At 57.7% G+C, this 18610-nt stretch carries 17 protein-coding genes; 12 read left to right on the plus strand and 5 right to left on the minus strand.

Features of this window, described 5'->3' with window-relative positions; translation table 11 throughout:
- The first annotated feature begins 67 nt into the window (after positions 1-67).
- The 8 genes from Q669_RS02225 to murB are packed head-to-tail and all read left to right on the plus strand — an operon-like array spanning position 68 to position 6439.
- Positions 68-694: a MotA/TolQ/ExbB proton channel family protein gene (locus Q669_RS02225; RefSeq protein WP_014421239.1), complete on the plus strand. Its 627-nt coding sequence runs from the start codon at positions 68-70 to the stop codon at positions 692-694.
- A gap of 5 nt (positions 695-699) precedes the next feature.
- Complete coding sequence (locus tag Q669_RS02230) at positions 700-1125, plus strand: ExbD/TolR family protein (RefSeq protein WP_014421240.1); 426 nt, start codon at positions 700-702, stop codon at positions 1123-1125.
- Positions 1125-2894: a lipid A export permease/ATP-binding protein MsbA gene (gene msbA / locus Q669_RS02235; RefSeq protein WP_022991071.1), complete on the plus strand. Its 1770-nt coding sequence runs from the start codon at positions 1125-1127 to the stop codon at positions 2892-2894. Before Q669_RS02230 ends, msbA begins: the two co-directional genes overlap by 1 nt.
- Complete coding sequence (lpxK, locus tag Q669_RS02240) at positions 2891-3952, plus strand: tetraacyldisaccharide 4'-kinase (RefSeq protein WP_022991072.1); 1062 nt, start codon at positions 2891-2893, stop codon at positions 3950-3952. The genes msbA and lpxK overlap by 4 nt, the downstream gene beginning before the upstream one ends.
- Positions 3945-4133: a Trm112 family protein gene (locus Q669_RS02245; RefSeq protein ID WP_011785222.1), complete on the plus strand. Its 189-nt coding sequence runs from the start codon at positions 3945-3947 to the stop codon at positions 4131-4133. The genes lpxK and Q669_RS02245 overlap by 8 nt, the downstream gene beginning before the upstream one ends.
- Before the next feature lie 20 nt (positions 4134-4153).
- A complete protein-coding gene (gene kdsB / locus Q669_RS02250; RefSeq protein ID WP_014421244.1) occupies positions 4154-4939 on the plus strand; it encodes a 3-deoxy-manno-octulosonate cytidylyltransferase in 786 nt (261 codons plus the stop codon).
- Positions 4932-5411, plus strand: a complete 480-nt coding sequence (locus Q669_RS02255) for a low molecular weight protein-tyrosine-phosphatase (protein ID WP_023010437.1) — start codon at positions 4932-4934, stop codon at positions 5409-5411. The genes kdsB and Q669_RS02255 overlap by 8 nt, the downstream gene beginning before the upstream one ends.
- Positions 5408-6439, plus strand: a complete 1032-nt coding sequence (murB, locus tag Q669_RS02260) for a UDP-N-acetylmuramate dehydrogenase (RefSeq protein ID WP_014421246.1) — start codon at positions 5408-5410, stop codon at positions 6437-6439. Before Q669_RS02255 ends, murB begins: the two co-directional genes overlap by 4 nt.
- 65 nt (positions 6440-6504) lie before the next feature.
- On the opposite strand, the gene Q669_RS02265 is transcribed toward murB, so the two are convergent.
- A complete protein-coding gene (locus Q669_RS02265) occupies positions 6505-8238 on the minus strand; it encodes a proline--tRNA ligase (protein ID WP_022991074.1) in 1734 nt (577 codons plus the stop codon).
- A 126-nt stretch (positions 8239-8364) separates the two neighbouring features.
- Between Q669_RS02265 and Q669_RS02270 the strand changes: the two genes are divergently transcribed.
- Positions 8365-8988: a TetR/AcrR family transcriptional regulator gene (locus tag Q669_RS02270; protein ID WP_022991075.1), complete on the plus strand. Its 624-nt coding sequence runs from the start codon at positions 8365-8367 to the stop codon at positions 8986-8988.
- Here the strand turns inward: Q669_RS02270 and Q669_RS02275 are convergent.
- On the minus strand, positions 8976-9473 hold the full coding sequence (locus Q669_RS02275) for an Lrp/AsnC family transcriptional regulator (RefSeq protein WP_011785216.1): 498 nt from the start codon (positions 9471-9473) through the stop codon (positions 8976-8978). The two genes, Q669_RS02270 and Q669_RS02275, sit on opposite strands and share 13 nt — an antisense overlap.
- 142 nt (positions 9474-9615) lie before the next feature.
- Between Q669_RS02275 and leuA the strand changes: the two genes are divergently transcribed.
- Positions 9616-11310 (plus strand): 2-isopropylmalate synthase, encoded by a 1695-nt coding sequence (leuA, locus tag Q669_RS02280; protein WP_011785215.1) that lies wholly within the window; start codon positions 9616-9618, stop codon positions 11308-11310.
- Between the two features lie 100 nt (positions 11311-11410).
- Here leuA and Q669_RS02285 read toward each other — a convergent pair whose 3' ends face one another.
- The 3 genes from Q669_RS02285 to xseA all read right to left on the minus strand — a co-directional run bounded on the left by Q669_RS02285 (position 11411) and on the right by xseA (position 15301).
- A complete protein-coding gene (locus Q669_RS02285) occupies positions 11411-11620 on the minus strand; it encodes a cold-shock protein (RefSeq protein WP_011785214.1) in 210 nt (69 codons plus the stop codon).
- Positions 11621-11933: 313 nt separating this feature from the next.
- Entirely contained in the window at positions 11934-13859 is a 1926-nt protein-coding gene (locus Q669_RS02290; RefSeq protein ID WP_264192109.1) for a propionyl-CoA synthetase, read from the minus strand.
- A 62-nt stretch (positions 13860-13921) separates the two neighbouring features.
- Positions 13922-15301, minus strand: a complete 1380-nt coding sequence (gene xseA / locus Q669_RS02295; RefSeq protein WP_036148472.1) for an exodeoxyribonuclease VII large subunit — start codon at positions 15299-15301, stop codon at positions 13922-13924.
- Between the two features lie 190 nt (positions 15302-15491).
- Between xseA and guaB the strand changes: the two genes are divergently transcribed.
- Positions 15492-16955 carry an IMP dehydrogenase gene (gene guaB / locus Q669_RS02300; protein ID WP_022991076.1) on the plus strand — a complete coding sequence of 488 codons (1464 nt, stop codon included), beginning with the start codon at positions 15492-15494 and terminating at the stop codon, positions 16953-16955.
- A 65-nt stretch (positions 16956-17020) separates the two neighbouring features.
- Entirely contained in the window at positions 17021-18598 is a 1578-nt protein-coding gene (guaA, locus tag Q669_RS02305; protein WP_011785210.1) for a glutamine-hydrolyzing GMP synthase, read from the plus strand.
- The last annotated feature ends 12 nt before the right edge of the window (positions 18599-18610 follow it).

Raw genomic sequence — 18610 nt, forward strand, 5'->3', positions numbered from 1 at the left:
CGGGTGTGGCCTGCACCGACAGCTATGCTAAAGTAGCGCGGCTTGTAACTAATCAGGGAGATCAAGCGTGTTCGAGCTGTTGAAAGCCGGTGGCATCCTGATGGTGCCCATTGTTGCCTGTTCCATCCTGGCACTTGCCATCATTCTGGAACGAATCTGGACCTTGCGGGCCTCTCGGGTCGCGCCCCCGCAGTCTATTAACGAACTCTGGCGCTGGATCAAGAAAAAAGAGCTTAACGGTCGCAAGCTGAAAGCCTTGCAGGCATCTTCGCCACTTGGCCGGATTCTCGCCGGCGGCCTGATCAACGCCAAACATGGTCGCGAGATCATGAAAGAAAGCATCGAACACGAGGCCAGCCAGGTTATCCACGAGCTGGAGCGTTTTCTGAATCCCCTGGGCACTATCGCCACAATCACGCCACTGTTGGGCCTTTTGGGTACCGTTATCGGCATGATCAAAGTGTTTGCCGAAATCCAGTTGGCCGGCGTCGGCAATGCCGGCAACCTGGCCGGAGGCATTTCCGAGGCATTGATCACCACTGCGGCTGGCCTGAGTGTCGCCATTCCTGCTCTGATCTGTCACCGCTATTTCATCCGTCGCGTAGACGAATTGGTGGTCAACATGGAGCAGGAAGCCATCAAACTGGTGGAAGTGGTCCACGGAGACCGCGAAATCGACGTTGAAGGAGCCTGAACGCCGTGAAGTTCAAGCGCCAACGAAGCCAGGAAGTCGGGGTAGATCTGACGCCACTGATTGATGTGGTGTTCCTGCTGCTGATTTTCTTCATGGTGTCGACCACATTTACCCGGGAGAGTCATCTGCAGGTGGAGCTTCCGGAAGCCAGTGCAGAGCCGGCAGCTCCGTCTGAGGTCCGGCAGATTGATGTGGTGATCAATGCCGAGGGCCAGTACTTTCTGAACGACCGACCACTGGTTAACAATCGCCGGGAAACCCTCGAGCGTGGCGTCAGTGAGCTGGCCGAAGGCGACAACAGCCTGCCGTTCATCATCACTGCAGACGCCCAAACCCCCCATGAATTTGTGGTGCGGGCCATGGATGTTGCCGGTCGCCTGGGGTTTGCCAAGCTGAGCATAACCACAGAGCGGGAGGCTGAAAGCCAGTGATGCAGACAAGGCCGGAGCCGCTCAAGACGCCACCTGCCGGTAGCTGGACCACCTACAAACGCCTGCTCAAGTACGTCAAGCCCTTCTGGTTTGCGTTCTCCCTCGCCGTGTTCGGAAACATCATTTACGCCGCTGCATCCACCGGGATGGCCGCGGCGATGGAATATGTGATCACGGCGATCGAGAATCCGTCCGACCAGAACCGGATGTTGCTGACCGGGCTGATCGTGGGTGTATTTGCCTTCAGAGGCGTTGGTACGTTTTTCAGCCAGTATTTTATCAGCTACGTTGGGCGTAACGTGATCAACGCCTTACGCAACGATGTGTTTGATCGACTGATGTCTTTACCGTCCCGGTACTACGATGAAAACGCATCCGGGCGTCTGGTCTCAAAGCTCACCTTTAACGTCGAGCAGGTCGCGGATGCTGCGACCAATGCGGTGACTATCACCCTTCGCGAAGGGCTGACCATAGTGGGTCTGCTCGGCTTCATGCTGTACACCAACTGGAAGTTGACCCTGATTTTTCTTACGGCCGGTCCGGTCATTGGTCTGGTCGTGAACTATGCCAGCAAACGGTTTCGTCGAATCAGTAAGCGTATTCAGGGTTCCATGGGCGATATCACCCATGTGGCCTCCGAGTCGATCACCGGATACCGGGTGGTGCGCACCTTCGGAGGCGAAGATTATGAACGGGAGCGGTTTCGTGAGGTCAGTGCCCGTAACCTGAAACAGAGCCTGAAAATGGCTTCTACTCAGGCGATCAGTGTCCCGGTCATTCAGGTGCTGGTGGCTTTTGCTATCGCCGCGCTGGTGTGGACCATGCTTGCGCCGGAGATTCGGGGTGAGATGTCGACTGGTCAGCTGATTGCGTTCATCACCGCGGCGACGACGATGGCCAAGCCCATTCGCCAGGTCACTTCAGTGCACGCCAAGATTCAGAAGGGTGTGGCGGCTGCATTTGATGTGTTCGAGACCATGGATGAAAAGCCGGAAGAGGACCCAGGCTCCTACAACCCGCAGCGGGTCAAAGGCGACATCACATTTGACCAGGTGTCTTTCCGATACCGGGATCAGCTCGACAATGTGCTTGAAGGGATAACCATCGATATTCCAGCCGGCCAGAGCGTTGCACTGGTGGGCCGGTCAGGCAGTGGTAAGTCGACCATGGTTAGCCTGTTACCCCGTTTCTACGAGTACACCGGGGGAGCTATCCGCATTGATGACCATGAACTGAAGGAGTTTTCGCTTCAGTCCCTGCGTGCCCAGATTGCTCTGGTGAACCAGAACGTGGTGCTGTTCAACGATACCATCGCCGCCAACATTGCCTACGGTTCCCTGCGCGACTGCAGCCGGGAAGAAATTATGGAAGCGGCTGAAAAGGCCCACGCGCTCGAGTTTATCAACCGTATGCCGGAAGGGCTCGACACCATGATTGGCGACAATGGTGTGATGCTTTCCGGTGGCCAGCGCCAGCGTCTTGCGATTGCGCGGGCCATCCTCAAGGACGCCCCAATTCTCATTCTGGATGAGGCGACATCGGCGCTGGATACGGAATCCGAACGCCATATTCAGGAAGCGCTGGAAACGGTTATGCAGGGCCGTACCACTCTGGTGATCGCACACAGGCTATCCACCATTGAGAAGGCCGACCGGATTCTGGTCATGGACAATGGCCGCATTGTTGAATCCGGAAGTCATGGTGAGCTGTTGGCTGCGGGTGGCGCATATGCCCAGCTGCATCAGATTCAGTTCAGCGAGCACGCATGAGCACCAGCCTGGTTGACCGGCTTTGGTACGGGCAGGGCAGGCCTCTTGCACTGCTCACACCAGTGGCCTGGCTATATCGGGCGGTGTCTGAGTCCAGGCGCCGAAAGGCCTGGCATGCGCGAAACGAATTGCTGCCGGCCCCGGTTGTGGTGGTGGGCAATATCACCGCTGGCGGCACCGGCAAGTCACCTCTTACTGCCAGCCTGGTTCAGTGCATGAACCAACATGGCTGGAAACCGGTGATTCTCAGCCGTGGCTACGGTGGTAAAAGCTCTCAGTACCCCTTATTGGTCGCTGACGGGACTCCGGCGGGTATCTGTGGTGATGAACCCCTGATGCTGGCGCGGGCCACCGGATGCCCGGTGGTGGTTGACCCGGATCGCTGTCGTGGGGCTCGCTGGGCGCTGGAGAATGGCCTGGGCGATGTGTTGATCTGTGACGATGGCCTGCAGCACTACCGTTTGCCCAGAGATATCGAACTGGCAGTATTTGATGCTCGGCGCGGCACTGGAAATGGTGCGATCATTCCGGTCGGTCCGCTGCGTGAGCCGGTTGAGCGGTTGAACGGTGTCGACTTTGTCGTTCTTAACGGAGCGGAGTTTCCGGAGACTGGCGAGGCCATCGAGAGCTTTGCCGGCGTTGATCATCCGGAAATTCATGCCATGGAGCTGGTGCCCTCGGCTCTGGTGAATCTGAATTCTGGTGAGACCCTGTCGCCGAAGCAGCTTGAAGGTAAACCGGTACGGGCGGTGGCGGGTATCGGTAATCCCGGTCGATTTTTCGAAACCCTCCGGACACTTGGCGCTCACGTCAATGAAGTTCCCTTTCCCGACCATCATCATTTTCGCCCCGAAGACCTGGCATCCGGTGCTCTCGAATGGTTGGTAATGACGGCCAAAGATGCGGTGAAGTGCCAAGGCTTTGCCCCGGATAACGCCTGGGTCTTGACGGTTCAGGCCCGGTTGTCGGAACCTTTTGAACAGCATTTTCTGGAACGGCTCAGAGCCTGCTCTGGCCAGTTGCAACCTGATATCAGCGAGGAAACGAACCATGGATAAGAAATTGCTGGCCATGTTGGCCTGCCCGGTGTGTAAGGGCGAGCTCAAGCTCAACGATGCCCGCACCGAGTTGATTTGCTACCAGGATGCCATGGCGTTCCCCATTCGTGAGGGGATTCCGGTTATGCTGGCGGTTGAAGCCCGCACCCTCAGCACAGACGAGCGCCTCGACAAACACTGAGTCACCCGCAGGACGCAACCATGTCATTTACCGTTGTCATTCCCGCCCGATACGCTTCCAGCCGTTTGCCCGGCAAACCTCTGGCCATGATTGCCGGCAAGCCGATGATCCAGCATGTCTGCGAGCGGGCGAATGAGAGCCGCGCCAGCCGCGTGGTGGTCGCGACCGACGATGCCCGTATCGAGGAGGCGTGTCTTGGTTTTGGTGCCGAAGTCATCATGACCTCGCCCCATCATGCCAGTGGCACAGACCGCCTTGAGGAAGTGGCAAGGAAGCTGCAGCTGGATCCGGATCATCGCGTGGTCAACGTTCAGGGGGACGAGCCTCTGATACCGCCTGAATTGATTAATCAGGTTGCCGATAACCTTGAACAGTACCAGGAGGCCGCCATCGCAACACTGTGCGAGCGGATTCACGATGCCCGCCAGGTGTTCAACCCCAATGTCGTAAAAGTGGTGTTCGATGCCCGGGGCATGGCTCATTATTTCAGTCGGGCTCCGATTCCCTGGGCCAGGGACTTCTGGCCCGCGGGGGCGGCCACCCAGGATGTGGACCTTCCGGATGGCATAGGCTATTTCAGGCACATTGGCATTTATGGTTATCGTGCCAGTGTGCTCAGTGAGTTTGTTACCTGGCTGCCGGCCCCCACCGAACGGGTGGAATCCCTGGAACAGTTGCGAGCACTCTATAATGGCGCTCTTATTCATGTGGATGTGGCGGACCGGCCTCCTGCTCCGGGGGTAGATACCGAAGAGGATCTGGCCCGTCTGCGGGCGCTGATGGAAAAAGGGGGTGCCCGTGGCTGATCGTGTAAGCGTGCTGTTTGTCTGCCTGGGCAATATCTGTCGTTCTCCCAGTGCTGAGGGCGTTTTTCGCCACCTCGCCCGGGAACAGGGCCTGTTCGGCAGACTGCATATTGACTCCTGCGGCACCGGCAACTGGCATATCGGTAAATCTCCGGACGAGCGGGCAACTGCCGCCGCGGCGCGCCGTGGTATCGACATCAGCGACCTTCGTGCCCGCCAGTTCCGTGCAGAAGATCTGGATCAATTTGACTATGTGCTGGTGATGGATCGGTCTAATCTCGCGGATGTTCGAGAGGTCTGGCACCAGAATGGGGGCACGGAGCCGCGCTTGTTTCTGGATTACGGTGACTCCCGGTTGGCCGAGGTGCCCGATCCTTACTACGGCGGAGAGGATGGATTTGAGCACGTGCTTGATCTGATTCATGACGCCAGTTCCGGCCTCCTGGACGAAATCCGGAGGCGGCTGGCTTGAGTCAGGATCTGCAGATTCAGGAGTGGGCCAGCCTTCAGGGATTGAATACCCTGGCTGTGCCGGTAACGGCCCGATACCTGGTGGAAGTCGAAAATCCGGATCAGCTCAAACAGGCGCTTTCCTGGGCCTGTAACCACGAACAGTCCATTCTGGTACTGGGCGGTGGCAGTAATCTGGTGTTTGCCGGCGATTATCCCGGCCTGGTCATCCGGATGGCACTGCGTGGCCGAAGCTGGGAGCAGGTAGACGATCACGGCGCGGTACTGGTGTTGAAAGCCGGTGAGAACTGGCACGAGGCTGTGCTTTACGCCGCTCGTTCCGGTTATCGCGGGATCGAGAACCTGGCGTTGATCCCGGGCACCGCCGGTGCCGCCCCGGTACAGAACATCGGGGCTTATGGCACCGAATTGGGTGACTGTCTTGACAGTGTCACGGTACTGAACCGCCAGACTCTGAAGGTTGAAACCCTGCCTGCAAGCGCCTGCGAATTCGGTTATCGCGACAGCCTGTTCAAGCACCGGCCGGGCCTCTACATCATCCTTGAAATCCGGCTCCGGTTGTCCCGTAATGCGCCTTTGAAGATTGGTTATCGGGATCTTCAGGATTACTTTGGCGACGTTAACGAGGCTGAGTTAACACCCCTGGCGGTGGCCGAGGGCGTGATGGCTGTCCGTCATCGCAAACTGCCGGACCCTGCGGTATTGCCGAATGTAGGCAGTTTCTTCAAAAACCCGGTTATAGGATTGGCTCAGTTTCGGGAGCTTCAGGCCCGGTTTCCGGATGTTGTGTCCTATCCCGCGGATAGTCAGGTCAAACTGGCGGCTGCATGGCTTATTGACCAGGCGGGATGGAAGGGGTTTCGTAACAGCCGGGTCGGGGTTCACAACCGCCAGGCGCTGGTGCTGATCAATCATTCCGGTGGAACTGGCCAGGATGTGCTGTCCCTGGCTGATGACGTGCGCCAGTCTGTGCTTGAGAAATTCGGCGTTGAGCTGGAGATGGAGCCGGGGATTGTGGGCAACGCCTGATCTGCGGAGACGTCGTTAACACACCGGAAGGCTGGGGGCAGCCTTCCGGTGTGTATGGTTCAGGGTTACAAGCCGCCTTTGGGCGATGCCTTCACCAGGAACGACAGAGCCTCATCCACAGGAATGTCCTGTTTTTCCTCGTCCCGCCGACCCTTGTATTCCAGGGTTCCGGCGCTCAGGCCGCGTTCTGAGACCACGAAGCGGTGGGGGATGCCAATCAGCTCCATATCTGCGAATTTCACACCCGGGCGTTCGTTGCGGTCATCCAGCAGAACATCGTAGCCAGCTAGGCGAAGCTGTTCGTAAAGCTTGTCGCCAGCCTCGGCCACCACCGGAGATTTGTGACCATTCAGGGTAACAATGGCCACCTCGAACGGTGCGATGGCATCCGGCCAGATGATGCCCTTCTCGTCGTGGTTCTGCTCGATGGATGCCGCGACGATGCGGGAAACGCCAATACCATAACAGCCCATTTCCATAATCGAAGTCTTGCCGTGTTCATCCAGAACCGAGGCGTTCATGGCCTTGCTGTACTTATTGCCCAGCTTGAAAATGTGGCCAACTTCAATGCCGCGACGGATCTCCAGTGTGCCGTTCCCATCCGGGCTGGCATCGCCCTCGACCACATTGCGAAGATCTTCCACACGGCTGATTTCGGCATCACGTTCCCAGTTTACGCCAGTCAGGTGATAATCATCCTTGTTGGCGCCGCAGACAAAATCTGCCAGGTGTGCTGCGCTGCGATCCACGATAACCGGCACCGCCAGCTTGACCGGGCCGATGGAGCCTGGCTTGCAGCCGATTGCTTTTTCGATTTCCTCGTCGGTTGCCATGGTCAGCGGCTCGGCAATGCCGGGGAGGTTCTCAGCCTTGATCTCATTCAGGGTGTGATCGCCGCGCAGAATCAGGGCCACCAGGCCGGATTCACCATTCTCATCCGCCTCTGCCTTTACCAGCAGTGTTTTCACACTGCGCTCAGCCGGCAGGCCCAGGAACTGGGAAACTGCGTCGATGGTGCGTTGACCCGGTGTGTGAACCTCTTTCAGTTCCTCGCCGGGGGCAGGGCGCTCGCCGGCAGGTGCTACCGCTTCGGCTTTTTCGATGTTGGCGGCGTAGTCACCGCTGGTGCTGAATACGATGGCATCTTCGCCAGAGGAGGCTAGCACGTGGAATTCATGGGAGGAGCTGCCACCAATGGAACCGGAGTCCGCCTGTACCGGACGGTAGTCGAGCCCCAGTCGGTCGAAAATGTTGCAGTAGGTCTGGTGCATCACCTTATAGGTTTCATCCAGGGATTCCGCGTTCAGATGGAATGAGTAAGCATCCTTCATGATGAACTCGCGGGCGCGCATCACGCCAAACCGCGGGCGGCGCTCATCGCGGAACTTGGTCTGGATCTGGTAGAAGTTGGCCGGCAGCTCTTTGTAGCTTTTCAGTTCGTTCCGGATCAGATCGGTGATAACTTCTTCATGAGTGGGGCCAAAGCAGAAATCGCGGCCATGGCGGTCGTTCAGGCGCAGCAGTTCTCCACCGTACTGTTCCCAGCGGCCGGATTCCTGCCACAGCTCGGCGGGTTGTACCGCCGGCATGAGAACTTCCTGGGCGCCGCTCTTGTCCATTTCTTCACGGACGATTCGCTCCACCTTACGCAGGGTGCGCAACCCTAACGGCAACCAGGTGTAAAGGCCGGCGGCCAGTTTACGGATCATGCCCGCCCGCAGCATCAGCTGATGGCTGATAATCTCGGCGTCGGAAGGGGTCTCTTTCTGGGTAGCTATCAGGTAACGGCTCGCTCGCATCGTGTCTTCCGCTGTCATCAGAAAAGTGGGAGTCAGACTAATTGGCAAGGCGGGATGCCCGCCACAGCCTTTCATTGTCGTAGAGTGGGCGTTATTGTACGGAGCCTGCATCACAAGGTACAGATAATGACTGACGAATCCATCGATGTGTCACCCCGCCGGCGCCCGGTTCAGGCCCGCAGCCGGGAACGGGTGAACACCATACTGCAGCATGCTGCCGGGATCTTTCACGAGCAGGGCGTCGACAGCACCAGTATGTCGGCCATCGCCCGGCAGTCCGGCATGTCTCTGGCATCGCTTTACCGCTATTTCCCGAATAAAGCGGCGATTGTCAACGCTATTGCGGAGCGACATGTTGAGAAGATGGAGCAGGCGCTGAGGGCCAAGCTCCCGCAGCTGAGCCTGAGCGACGCGGTGGATGTCCTGATTGATCTGTTTTACGACTTCTACCGCACCGAGCCCGCCTATTCCGCGATCTGGAGCGGCGTGGAAGCCATGCCGGAACTGAGGCAGCTGGATCTTCGAGAACTCTACAGCAACGCCCGGGACCTGGATGCCCGTCTGCAGGAGGAGTATCCCGATTTGCCGGCAGATCGTCGCTGGACAGCCAGTTTGCTGTTACCCCGTTCTGCCGGCACGATTCTTCGGCTGGCGGCCACCCTGCCGGATGAGCAGGGCGTATTGTTGGTTCAGGAAATGAAAACCATGGCCCGCGCCTATCTGGACCACCTGGTGGCTCAGGACAAATAGCCCAGCGGCAGTGCGGTGCTGTCGATGACGCGCCGGAGAACAAAGCTGGAGTGAACACCGCTAACACCGGGAATACGAGTTATCCTGTTCAACAGGAAGTGGTGGTAGTGGTCCATATCCGGCACGACCACTTTGAGCATGTAGTCCGCACTCTGACCAGTGATCAGATAACACTCCTGAACCTCCGGATATTCCCCCACCTGTTCTTCAAACGCGGCAAAGCGCTCTGGTGTATGCCGGTCCATACCAATGAGAATAATGGCGGTCAGCGACAGCCCCAGTTTTTTGTGATCCAGAATGGTGACCGTCCGCACGATAATGCCCGCCTCCTCGAGGGCGCGAACTCGCCGAAGGCAGGGGGAAGGGGATAGGCCGACCTTCTCGGCCAGTTGCTGATTGGTCAGTGAGCCGTCTTTTTGCAATTGTTCGAGGATTTTTCGGTCGAGCTTGTCAATTTTGACAAGCGTTTTCTCGGTATCGGGCATTTTCTGTCTCTTATTAAAGATTTTATGAAATTATATGGCATTATCTGGTTGTGCGGCCAGAAAATGGCAACCAAATAGCTCGCTCCAGCCTTTACACTGTGTGTGTTCCAATCACTGTTTGATATCGGAAGGAATTTTCATCATGGCTTTTGACCATCGCAAATACGTTGCTTTCCAGCCGGTCGCCAAGAAAGATCGTCGCTGGCCCGATCAGGTTATCCAGAAAGCCCCGGCCTGGTGCGCTGTAGATCTTCGGGACGGCAACCAGGCCCTGGTCAAACCCATGTCTGTTGCCCAGAAGCAGCGCTTATTCGATTTGCTGGTCAAGCTGGGTTTCAAAGAGATCGAAATCGGTTTCCCGGCAGCCAGCCAGCCGGACTTTGATTTCTGTCGCAAGCTGATCGAAGAAAACCGGATTCCGGATGATGTAAAGATCCAGGTGCTGACCCAGGCTCGCCCTGAATTGATCGAGCGGACTTACCAGGCCCTTGAGGGTGCCAAACGGGCGATTGTTCACGTTTACAATTCCACCTCAACCGTGCAGCGTGAGCAGGTGTTCGGGCTGGACCGGGACGGTATCCGCGATATCGCGGTCCACGGCGCCACCATCGTGCGGGATATCGCCGCCCGCTATCCGGACACGGAGTGGACCTTCCAGTATTCGCCGGAGAGTTTTACCGGTACGGAGCTGGACTTTGCGGCCAGTGTGATTGATGCCGTCAACGATGTCTGGCGCCCGGACCAGGGGCAACCGGTTATCATTAACCTGCCGGCGACTGTTGAAATGGCAACGCCCAATGTCTTCGCAGATCAGGTGGAGTGGATCTGTGACAACATTCGCTATCGGGAGCACATCAGCATCAGCCTGCATACCCACAATGACCGGGGCTGCGCGGTGGCCGCTGCCGAACTCGGCGTGATGGCCGGGGCAGATCGGGTGGAAGGCACCCTGATGGGCAACGGCGAGCGCACCGGTAACATGGACCTGGTCACCATGGCTATGAACCTGTATTCCCAGGGGATTGACCCTACCCTGGATCTGTCCGGCATGGCCGAAATCACCGAAGTGGTGGAGGCGTGCACCGAAATTTCCACTCATCCGCGTCATCCCTATGCCGGTGAGCTGGTCTTTACCGCTTTCTCCGGCAGCCATCAGGACGCCATTCGCAAGTGTCTCTCCCGTCGGAAAGAGGGCGATGCCTGGAACGTGGCTTACCTGCCCATCGATCCGTTCGATGTCGGTCGCCGATACGAGGAAGTGGTTCGTATCAACAGTCAGTCCGGCAAAGGCGGCGTCGCTTACGTACTCGAGCGCGACTACGACATTACCTTGCCGCGGTGGCTGCAGATCGAGTTCAGCAAGGTGGTTCAGCGCGAGGCTGAAACCAATGGGGGCGAGATCGACTCACACACCATTCACCGTTTGTTTGAAGAGCGATATCTGAAGGTGCACAGCGATTGGGCTCTTCGCTCCTATGACCTGCATCGGGATGACAATGGGGTGCGGGCCGAGGTGGTTGTTGGGGGTGATGCCGCGCCGGTTACCCTTGAAGGTCGTGGGTTGGGAGCCGTTGAGGCCGTTTCCGATGCACTGTCCCGGCAGTTTGGGGTCTCGGTGGCGGTTGAAGCCTATGATGAGTTTGCGCTGGGCGAGGGTACCAATGCCAATGCTCTGGCATGCATACGGCTCACAGCCAATGGCAAGCACTGCAGTGCGGCAGCCCTGGCAGAGGATACCACCTCGGCAACGTTGCAAGCTCTGTTCTCGGCTGTAGCCCAGGTGCTCGATGATAGTCGGTCCGAGTCTGTTTCTGCAGAAGCAGCCGAGACTGCCTGAACGGATAATCCCTTAAACAAACAGAAAGGCCGGTAATCCCAGGATTACCGGCCTTTCTTGTTTCTGCCCGTGAGGGGCATCAGGACGTTAACATAACGGCTTAGAGCGGCGTTACGTTTTCGGCCTGCGGGCCTTTCGGGCCCTGGGTTACGGTGAACTGTACCTGCTGACCTTCGGCCAGAGTACGGAAACCGTTTGCGTTGATTGCACTGTAGTGAACGAAAACGTCACTGCCGCCTTCCTGGGCGATGAAGCCAAAGCCCTTGGATTCGTTGAACCACTTTACGTGGCCGGTTTTGGTATCGGACATCGATCTTTCCTGTCTTACTGATAATTTTCCCTCACGGGACCTTCTTTCGAGCTGGGACATCCGGAGCGCACTGAGGAAGGGGCAACGAAAAGCCAAGGGCAGGACGTTGTAACGCATTCGCCAAATAACGCTGCAGAAGTACACAGCAATTTTCAGTATAGACCGACTTTGAAAGGCGTCAATTGTTTTTTTTATGATCAGCAAGTGTTTTTTAATTGATAAAAAACAATAAGTTGTAATCAAAGTGAAACCCGGGGCTGCTCTCGACCAAGAGCGCCCCGGGTGTTCTGTGGCTCAGCGGATGGAGGTTTGATCAGCGACCGAATTTCTCGCTGATTTCTTCCAGAATGGCCGGGTCGTCGATGGTGCTGGGTACCGTGTACTCCTCGCCATCGGCAATCTGGCGAATAATACGTCGCAGGATCTTGCCGGAGCGGGTTTTGGGTAAACGGTCAACAACGATAGCCCGGCGGAAACAGGCAATAGCCCCGATCTTCTCGCGAACCATCTCTACCAGCTCCTCCTCCAGTTCATCCTGGTCAATGGTGGCGCCATCTTTGATCAGCACCAGGCCAACCGGAATCTGACCCTTCATATCGTCATGAGCGCCCACTACGCAGCATTCCGCGATCGCCGGGTGGGATGCAACGACTTCTTCCATCTCGCCGGTAGAGAGCCGGTGCCCGGCGACGTTAATTACATCATCCGTCCGCCCCATGATGAAGACATAGCCGTCATCATCGATAAAACCACCGTCGCCGGAGCTGTAGAAGCCAGGGATTGGCTTGAGGTAGCTGTTCTGGAAGCGCTGGTCGTCGCCCCATACGGTCATCAGGCAGCCCGGCGGTAATGGCAGTTTGACTGCAACCTGGCCCTGTTCGCCCGCGGGTACCTGGCTGCCTTCCATGTCCACTACCTGAACGTTGAAGCCGGGTGAGGGCACGGTTGCAGAGCCGGGTTTCGTAGTCATCATTTCAATGCCGACCGGGTTGCAGCATATGGCCCAGCCCGTTTCGGTCTGCCACCAGTGATCGAGGATGGGCAGCCCGGTATGCTCCTTCAGCCATTCATAGGTGGGTGGATCCAGGCGCTCGCCGGCCAGGAAAATCCGTTTGAGGGAGGAAACATCGTAGCGGCTCAACTGATCTGCTTCCGGGTCTTCCTTGCGCACTGCACGGAATGCGGTGGGCGCGGTAAACAGCATATTGACCTTGTGGTCCTGAACCACGCGCCAGAATGCGCCGGCATCCGGGGTTTTTACCGGTTTGCCCTCGTAAAAAATGGTGGTGCAGCCGGTAAAGAGCGGTGCATAAACAATGTAACTATGGCCTACCACCCAGCCAACATCTGAGGCCGCCCAGTAAACGTCTCCGGGTTTGGCGTCGTAGACCAGCTTCATGCTGTAAGTGAGGGCAACGGCGTGGCCCCCGTTGTCACGGACGACGCCTTTGGGTTTCCCGGTGGTACCGGAGGTGTAGAGAATATAAAGTGGGTCGTTGGCTTTGACGGGTACCGGTTCGGCCGGGGTGGCGTTGGCCACGATCTCGTTCCAGTCAAAGTCTCGGCCTTCCTGCATGGTTGCCTTGACCTGTGGCCGCTGGAATACCACGCACGCGTCCGGTTTGTGGCTGGATTGCTCTATGGCCTTGTCTACCAGCGGTTTGTATTCGATCACCTTGGTAACTTCGATGCCGCAGGAGGCGGTAATCAGTGCCTTGGGTTTGGCATCTTCAATGCGAACGGCCAGTTCGTGTGCTGCAAAACCGCCGAAGACCACCGAATGGACTGCGCCTAGCCTGGCGCAGGCCAGCATGGCGATGGCTGCCTGAGGAATCATCGGCATATAGATGATTACGCGGTCACCTTTTTCTACTCCGCGGGCACGCAGGGCGCCGGCGAACAGGGCAACTTCATCACGCAGTTCGTTGTAGGTGAATGACTGTTTGGTGTTGGTGACCGGGGAGTCATAAATCAGGGCTTTCTGGTCGCCGCGGCCGGCACGGATATTGGCATCCAGGGCTACGTCGCTGGTGTTCAGCTCACCGTCTGGAAACCACTCGCCATGGCCGTTATCGAGGGCGCGCCAGATCGTATTCGGGGCTTTGATCCAGTCGATGTGCTGCGCCTGCTCACGCCAGAAATCATCCCGCTGGTCAATGGACCGGCGAAATTCGGAGTTGTAGCTCATTGTGCTCCACCTCGGTTGTCCGTGTTGTTGTTTTATCGTTGTTATCGACAACTTTAGGAGCTTTGAAATCCGGGGCTAGTAGACCATAGGCGTAGTTGCCAGGCTCTGCGGCTCTATTCGCTCGAAGAATTGATCTCTGTCACCCGGGCGGACACCGAGCCATGACCAAGTCTTGCGGTAATCTGACTGCCAGTTTCCAGATCACCAGCCTTGCGAACGATCCGGTCATTGTCGTCTTTGACGATGGCGTAGCCTCTTCCAAGGGTGACCAGGGGGCTGACAACATGAAGGGTTTGTGCAATGTGCTGTAATCGCTCGTCTTTTTGGCGCAGCTGGTGACGGGTCGCGAGTGTCAGGCGTTCCTCGAGACGTTGGGTCTGTTCTCTTACCGTTTTTAGGGTTCGGCGTGGGGATTGTGCGCTCATCCTTTGAAGCAGGTAATCGGTTTTCTGCTTCTGCTGGTCCAGTCTGTCACGGATCGCCTTGTTCAGCCGCAGCTCAAGCTCATCCATGCGTTGCGCCTTTTCCAGCAGTTCCCGTCTCGGATCCCGAAGCCGGGCAGACAGGTGCCCCAACTGGTTATCCAGCCTTTGCAATAAGCGGCGTGCAGACTGGCCAAGACGCCCCTGCTGCTCGGTCAGTCGACGGAGCCAGTCCTGCTGGTCGGGCGAGATCTTCTCAGCGGCGGCCGACGGCGTGGGGGCTCTCAAGTCCGCGACAAAATCAGCAATGGTGACGTCGACCTCATGGCCAACGGCGCTGACGGTCGGGATGGGGCAGGCGGCAATGGCCCGCGCGACGGCTTCTTCGTTGAAGCACCACAAGTCTTCCAGGGAGCCGCCGCCCCGGCCGATGATCAGGACATCGGCCAGACCATGCTGCTGCGCCCGGTCAATGGCCTGGACAATATCTGCGGTGGCCGGCTGGCCCTGGACGGCGGTGGGATAGAGCGTGACCGGAATAGCCGGGCAGCGCCGCTTGAGTACCGTCAGAATATCGTGGATGGCGGCGCCAGTTGGCGAGGTAACCACACCAATATGTCTGGGCGTGGCGGGAATCGGTTTCTTTCGGGCCGGGTCAAACAGGCCTTCGCCCTGGAGTCTTGCTTTGAGGGCCTCGAAAGCCTGCTGCAGGGCGCCCAGCCCGGCGGGCTCGAGGTGTTCCACGATGATCTGGAAATCCCCGCGGTTCTCGTACAGGGTCACCTTGCCGCGAATCCGGATCTGGTCACCTTCCCGGGGCAGGGTGCGGATGCGCTGGTTGGCGCCACGGAACATGGCGCAGCGGATCTGGCATTTCTGATCCTTGAGTGAGAAATACCAGTGCCCTGACGAGGGTCTGGAAAAGCCCGAGAGTTCTCCCTCCACCCAGACCTGCATAAAGCTTGATTCCAGCAGGTGGCGCGCCTGGTGGTTGAGCTCACTGACTGTGAGTGCTCGTGGGCGGGTGTCCGGATAAGGGGTGCTCACAGGGCGGGCTCCAGGATTATTCATAAGCAATAGCCGAAAGAGATGGCCAAAAATAACGGAAATTCAAAAAGATGCAACCAAATGGCAAAAACCGCGCGGTTTACTGTCCTTACGCACCACTTTATAATAGATCGATTAAGGATTTTGCTTTGTCGCACCGCCGCGGGTGCGGCACGGAAATTCCCAACTTAGCATGTTCAAAAGGCGGATCCCAATGCTGCGTATTGCCGAAGAAGCCCTCACGTTTGACGACGTTCTGCTCGTGCCCGGATATTCTGAAGTTCTCCCTCACCAGGTCGACCTGAAAACCCAGCTGACCAAGGGTATTACCCTGAATATTCCGCTGGTCTCGGCGGCCATGGATACGGTAACCGAGGCGGAGCTGGCCATCGCCATGGCCCAGGAAGGCGGTATCGGTATCATGCACAAGAACATGACGGTGGAGCAGCAGGCGGCTGCTGTCCGCAAGGTCAAGAAGTTCGAAAGTGGTGTGGTCAAGGATCCGATCACCGTATCTCCGGGTACCACCGTGCGTGAGCTGGTCGATATCACCATGGCCAACAATATCTCCGGCCTCCCGGTTGTCGATGGCAATGACCTTGTCGGTATCGTGACTGGCCGTGATATCCGTTTTGAAAGCCGCATGGATACCCCCGTCCGGGATATCATGACGCCCAAGGACAAGCTTGTTACCGTCAAGGAAGGCGCCGATCTGGAAGAAGTAAAAGAGCTTCTGCATCGTCACCGCATTGAAAAAGTTCTGGTGGTAAACGATGAGTTCCAGCTTCGTGGCCTGATCACGGTAAAAGACATTCAGAAAGCCAAGGACTATCCGCTGGCGTGCAAGGACGAGCAGGGGCGCCTGCGAGTTGGCGCGGCGGTCAGCACCGGTGGTGACACCGAAGCTCGCGTAGCCGCACTGGCAGAAGCCGGGGTGGATGTGATCGTGGTGGATACCGCCCATGGCCATTCCAGGGGCGTGATCGATCGGGTTCGCTGGGTGAAACAAAACTACCCGGATGTTCAGGTCATTGGCGGCAATATCGCCACCAGTGATGCTGCCATCGCCCTGGCCGAAGCTGGCGCAGACGCCGTGAAGGTAGGTATTGGCCCCGGTTCCATTTGTACCACCCGGATCGTCGCCGGCATTGGTGTGCCCCAGATTTCTGCGGTTTCCAATGTCGCCGCTGCCCTGAAGGACCGCGGTGTGCCACTGATTGCAGACGGCGGTATCCGCTTCTCCGGAGACATCGCCAAGGCCATTGCTGCTGGCGCTCACTGCGTCATGATCGGCAGCCTGCTGGCAGGCACCGATGAGGCTCCGGGTGAAGTCGAACTGTTCCAGGGTCGCAGCTACAAAGCGTATCGCGGCATGGGCTCTATCGGCGCCATGGGGCAGGGTTCCAGCGACCGTTATTTCCAGGATGCCAGCAAAGGCATCGAGAAACTGGTGCCGGAGGGCATTGAGGGCCGCGTGGCCTGTAAAGGCCCGATGCGTAATATCGTGCATCAACTGGTTGGCGGTATCCGGGCCTCCATGGGCTACACCGGTAGCGCCACCATGGACGAAATGCGTACCAAGCCCGAGTTTGTTCGCATTACCAATGCCGGTATGCGTGAGAGTCACGTCCACGATGTGACCATCACCAAAGAAGCGCCCAACTACCGAATCGGTTAATCTTTGCCTGATCAGACGCGGCCCGGTTTCCGGGCCGCGTTGTTTCTTTACAGCCCGAGGACTCCATGGCCCAGAACATTCACGACCACCGTATCCTGATTCTCGATTTCGGTTCCCAGTACACCCAGTTGATCGCTCGTCGCGTTCGTGAAATCGGGGTTTACTGCGAGATCAAGGCATTCGATATCACCGATGACGAACTTAACGAGTTCAATCCCAAGGGTATTATTCTGGCGGGCGGCCCGGAATCGGTCACCCAGCTCGGTGGCCCGCGTGCCCCGGAAGGTCTGTTCGATCGTGGTATTCCGGTGCTGGGTATCTGCTACGGCATGCAGACCATGGCAGAGCAGCTTGGCGGTCGGGTTGCCAGTTCCGAGAAGCGGGAGTTCGGTTATGCCCAGGTGAAGGTTCGTGCCAAGGGCCCGCTGCTGGCAGACATTACCGACCACCTGACGCCGGCTGGTGATTCCCTGCTGGACGTCTGGATGAGCCACGGCGACAAAGTGGTCGCCATGCCGGAAGGCTTCGAGCTGTTGGCCTCCACTGAGAGCGCGCCGATTGCTGCCATGCAGGACCTGAGCCGCAACCTGTACGGCGTTCAGTTCCACCCGGAAGTGACTCACACCCTGCAGGGCAAGCGCATCCTCGAGCACTTTGTCCTGACCATCTCCGGCTGTGAGGCTCTGTGGACCCCGGCCAAGATCGTCGACGATGCCGTTCGGCAGATTCGCGAGCAGGTGGGTTCCGACAAGGTGCTGTTGGGCCTGTCCGGTGGTGTGGATTCTTCGGTTACGGCGGCGTTGTTGCATAAAGCCATCGGTGACCAGCTTACCTGCGTGTTCGTGGACAACGGCCTGCTGCGCCTGCACGAAGGCGATCAGGTGATGGACATGTTTGCCAGTAACATGGGCGTTAAGGTTATCCGTGTAGACGCTGAAGACTTGTTCCTGTCCAAGCTCAAGGGCGTGAACGATCCGGAGCAGAAGCGCAAGATCATCGGTAATACCTTCATTGACGTGTTCGACGACGAAGCGGCCAATATCAAAGACGTGAACTGGCTTGCCCAGGGCACCATCTATCCGGACGTGATTGAATCCGCTGCGTCCAAAACCGGTAAAGCCCATGTCATCAAGTCCCACCATAATGTGGGTGGCTTGCCGGAAACCATGAAGATGAAACTGGTAGAGCCGCTGCGCGAGCTGTTCAAGGACGAAGTCCGCAAGATCGGCCTCGAGCTTGGCCTGCCGTACGACATGGTCTACCGCCACCCGTTCCCGGGGCCGGGGCTGGGGGTTCGTATCCTCGGCGAGGTCAAGAAAGAGTATGCGGACATTCTGCGTCGTGCCGACGCGATCTTCCTGGAAGAACTGCATCGTGCTGACCTGTACCACAAGACCAGCCAGGCCTTTGCCGTGTTCCTGCCGGTGAAATCCGTGGGTGTAGTGGGTGATGCCCGCCGCTACGAATACGTGATCGCGATCCGTGCCGTGGAAACCGTGGACTTTATGACCGCACGCTGGGCGCGGCTCCCGTACGAACTGCTGGAAACCGTATCCAACCGGATTATCAACGAGATTTCCGGTGTATCACGGGTGACCTACGATATTTCGTCCAAGCCGCCCGCAACCATTGAATGGGAATGAGTCGGGCAGGCT

Source organism: Marinobacter sp. C1S70 (assembly GCF_000475355.1).
GTDB lineage: Bacteria > Pseudomonadota > Gammaproteobacteria > Pseudomonadales > Oleiphilaceae > Marinobacter > Marinobacter nauticus.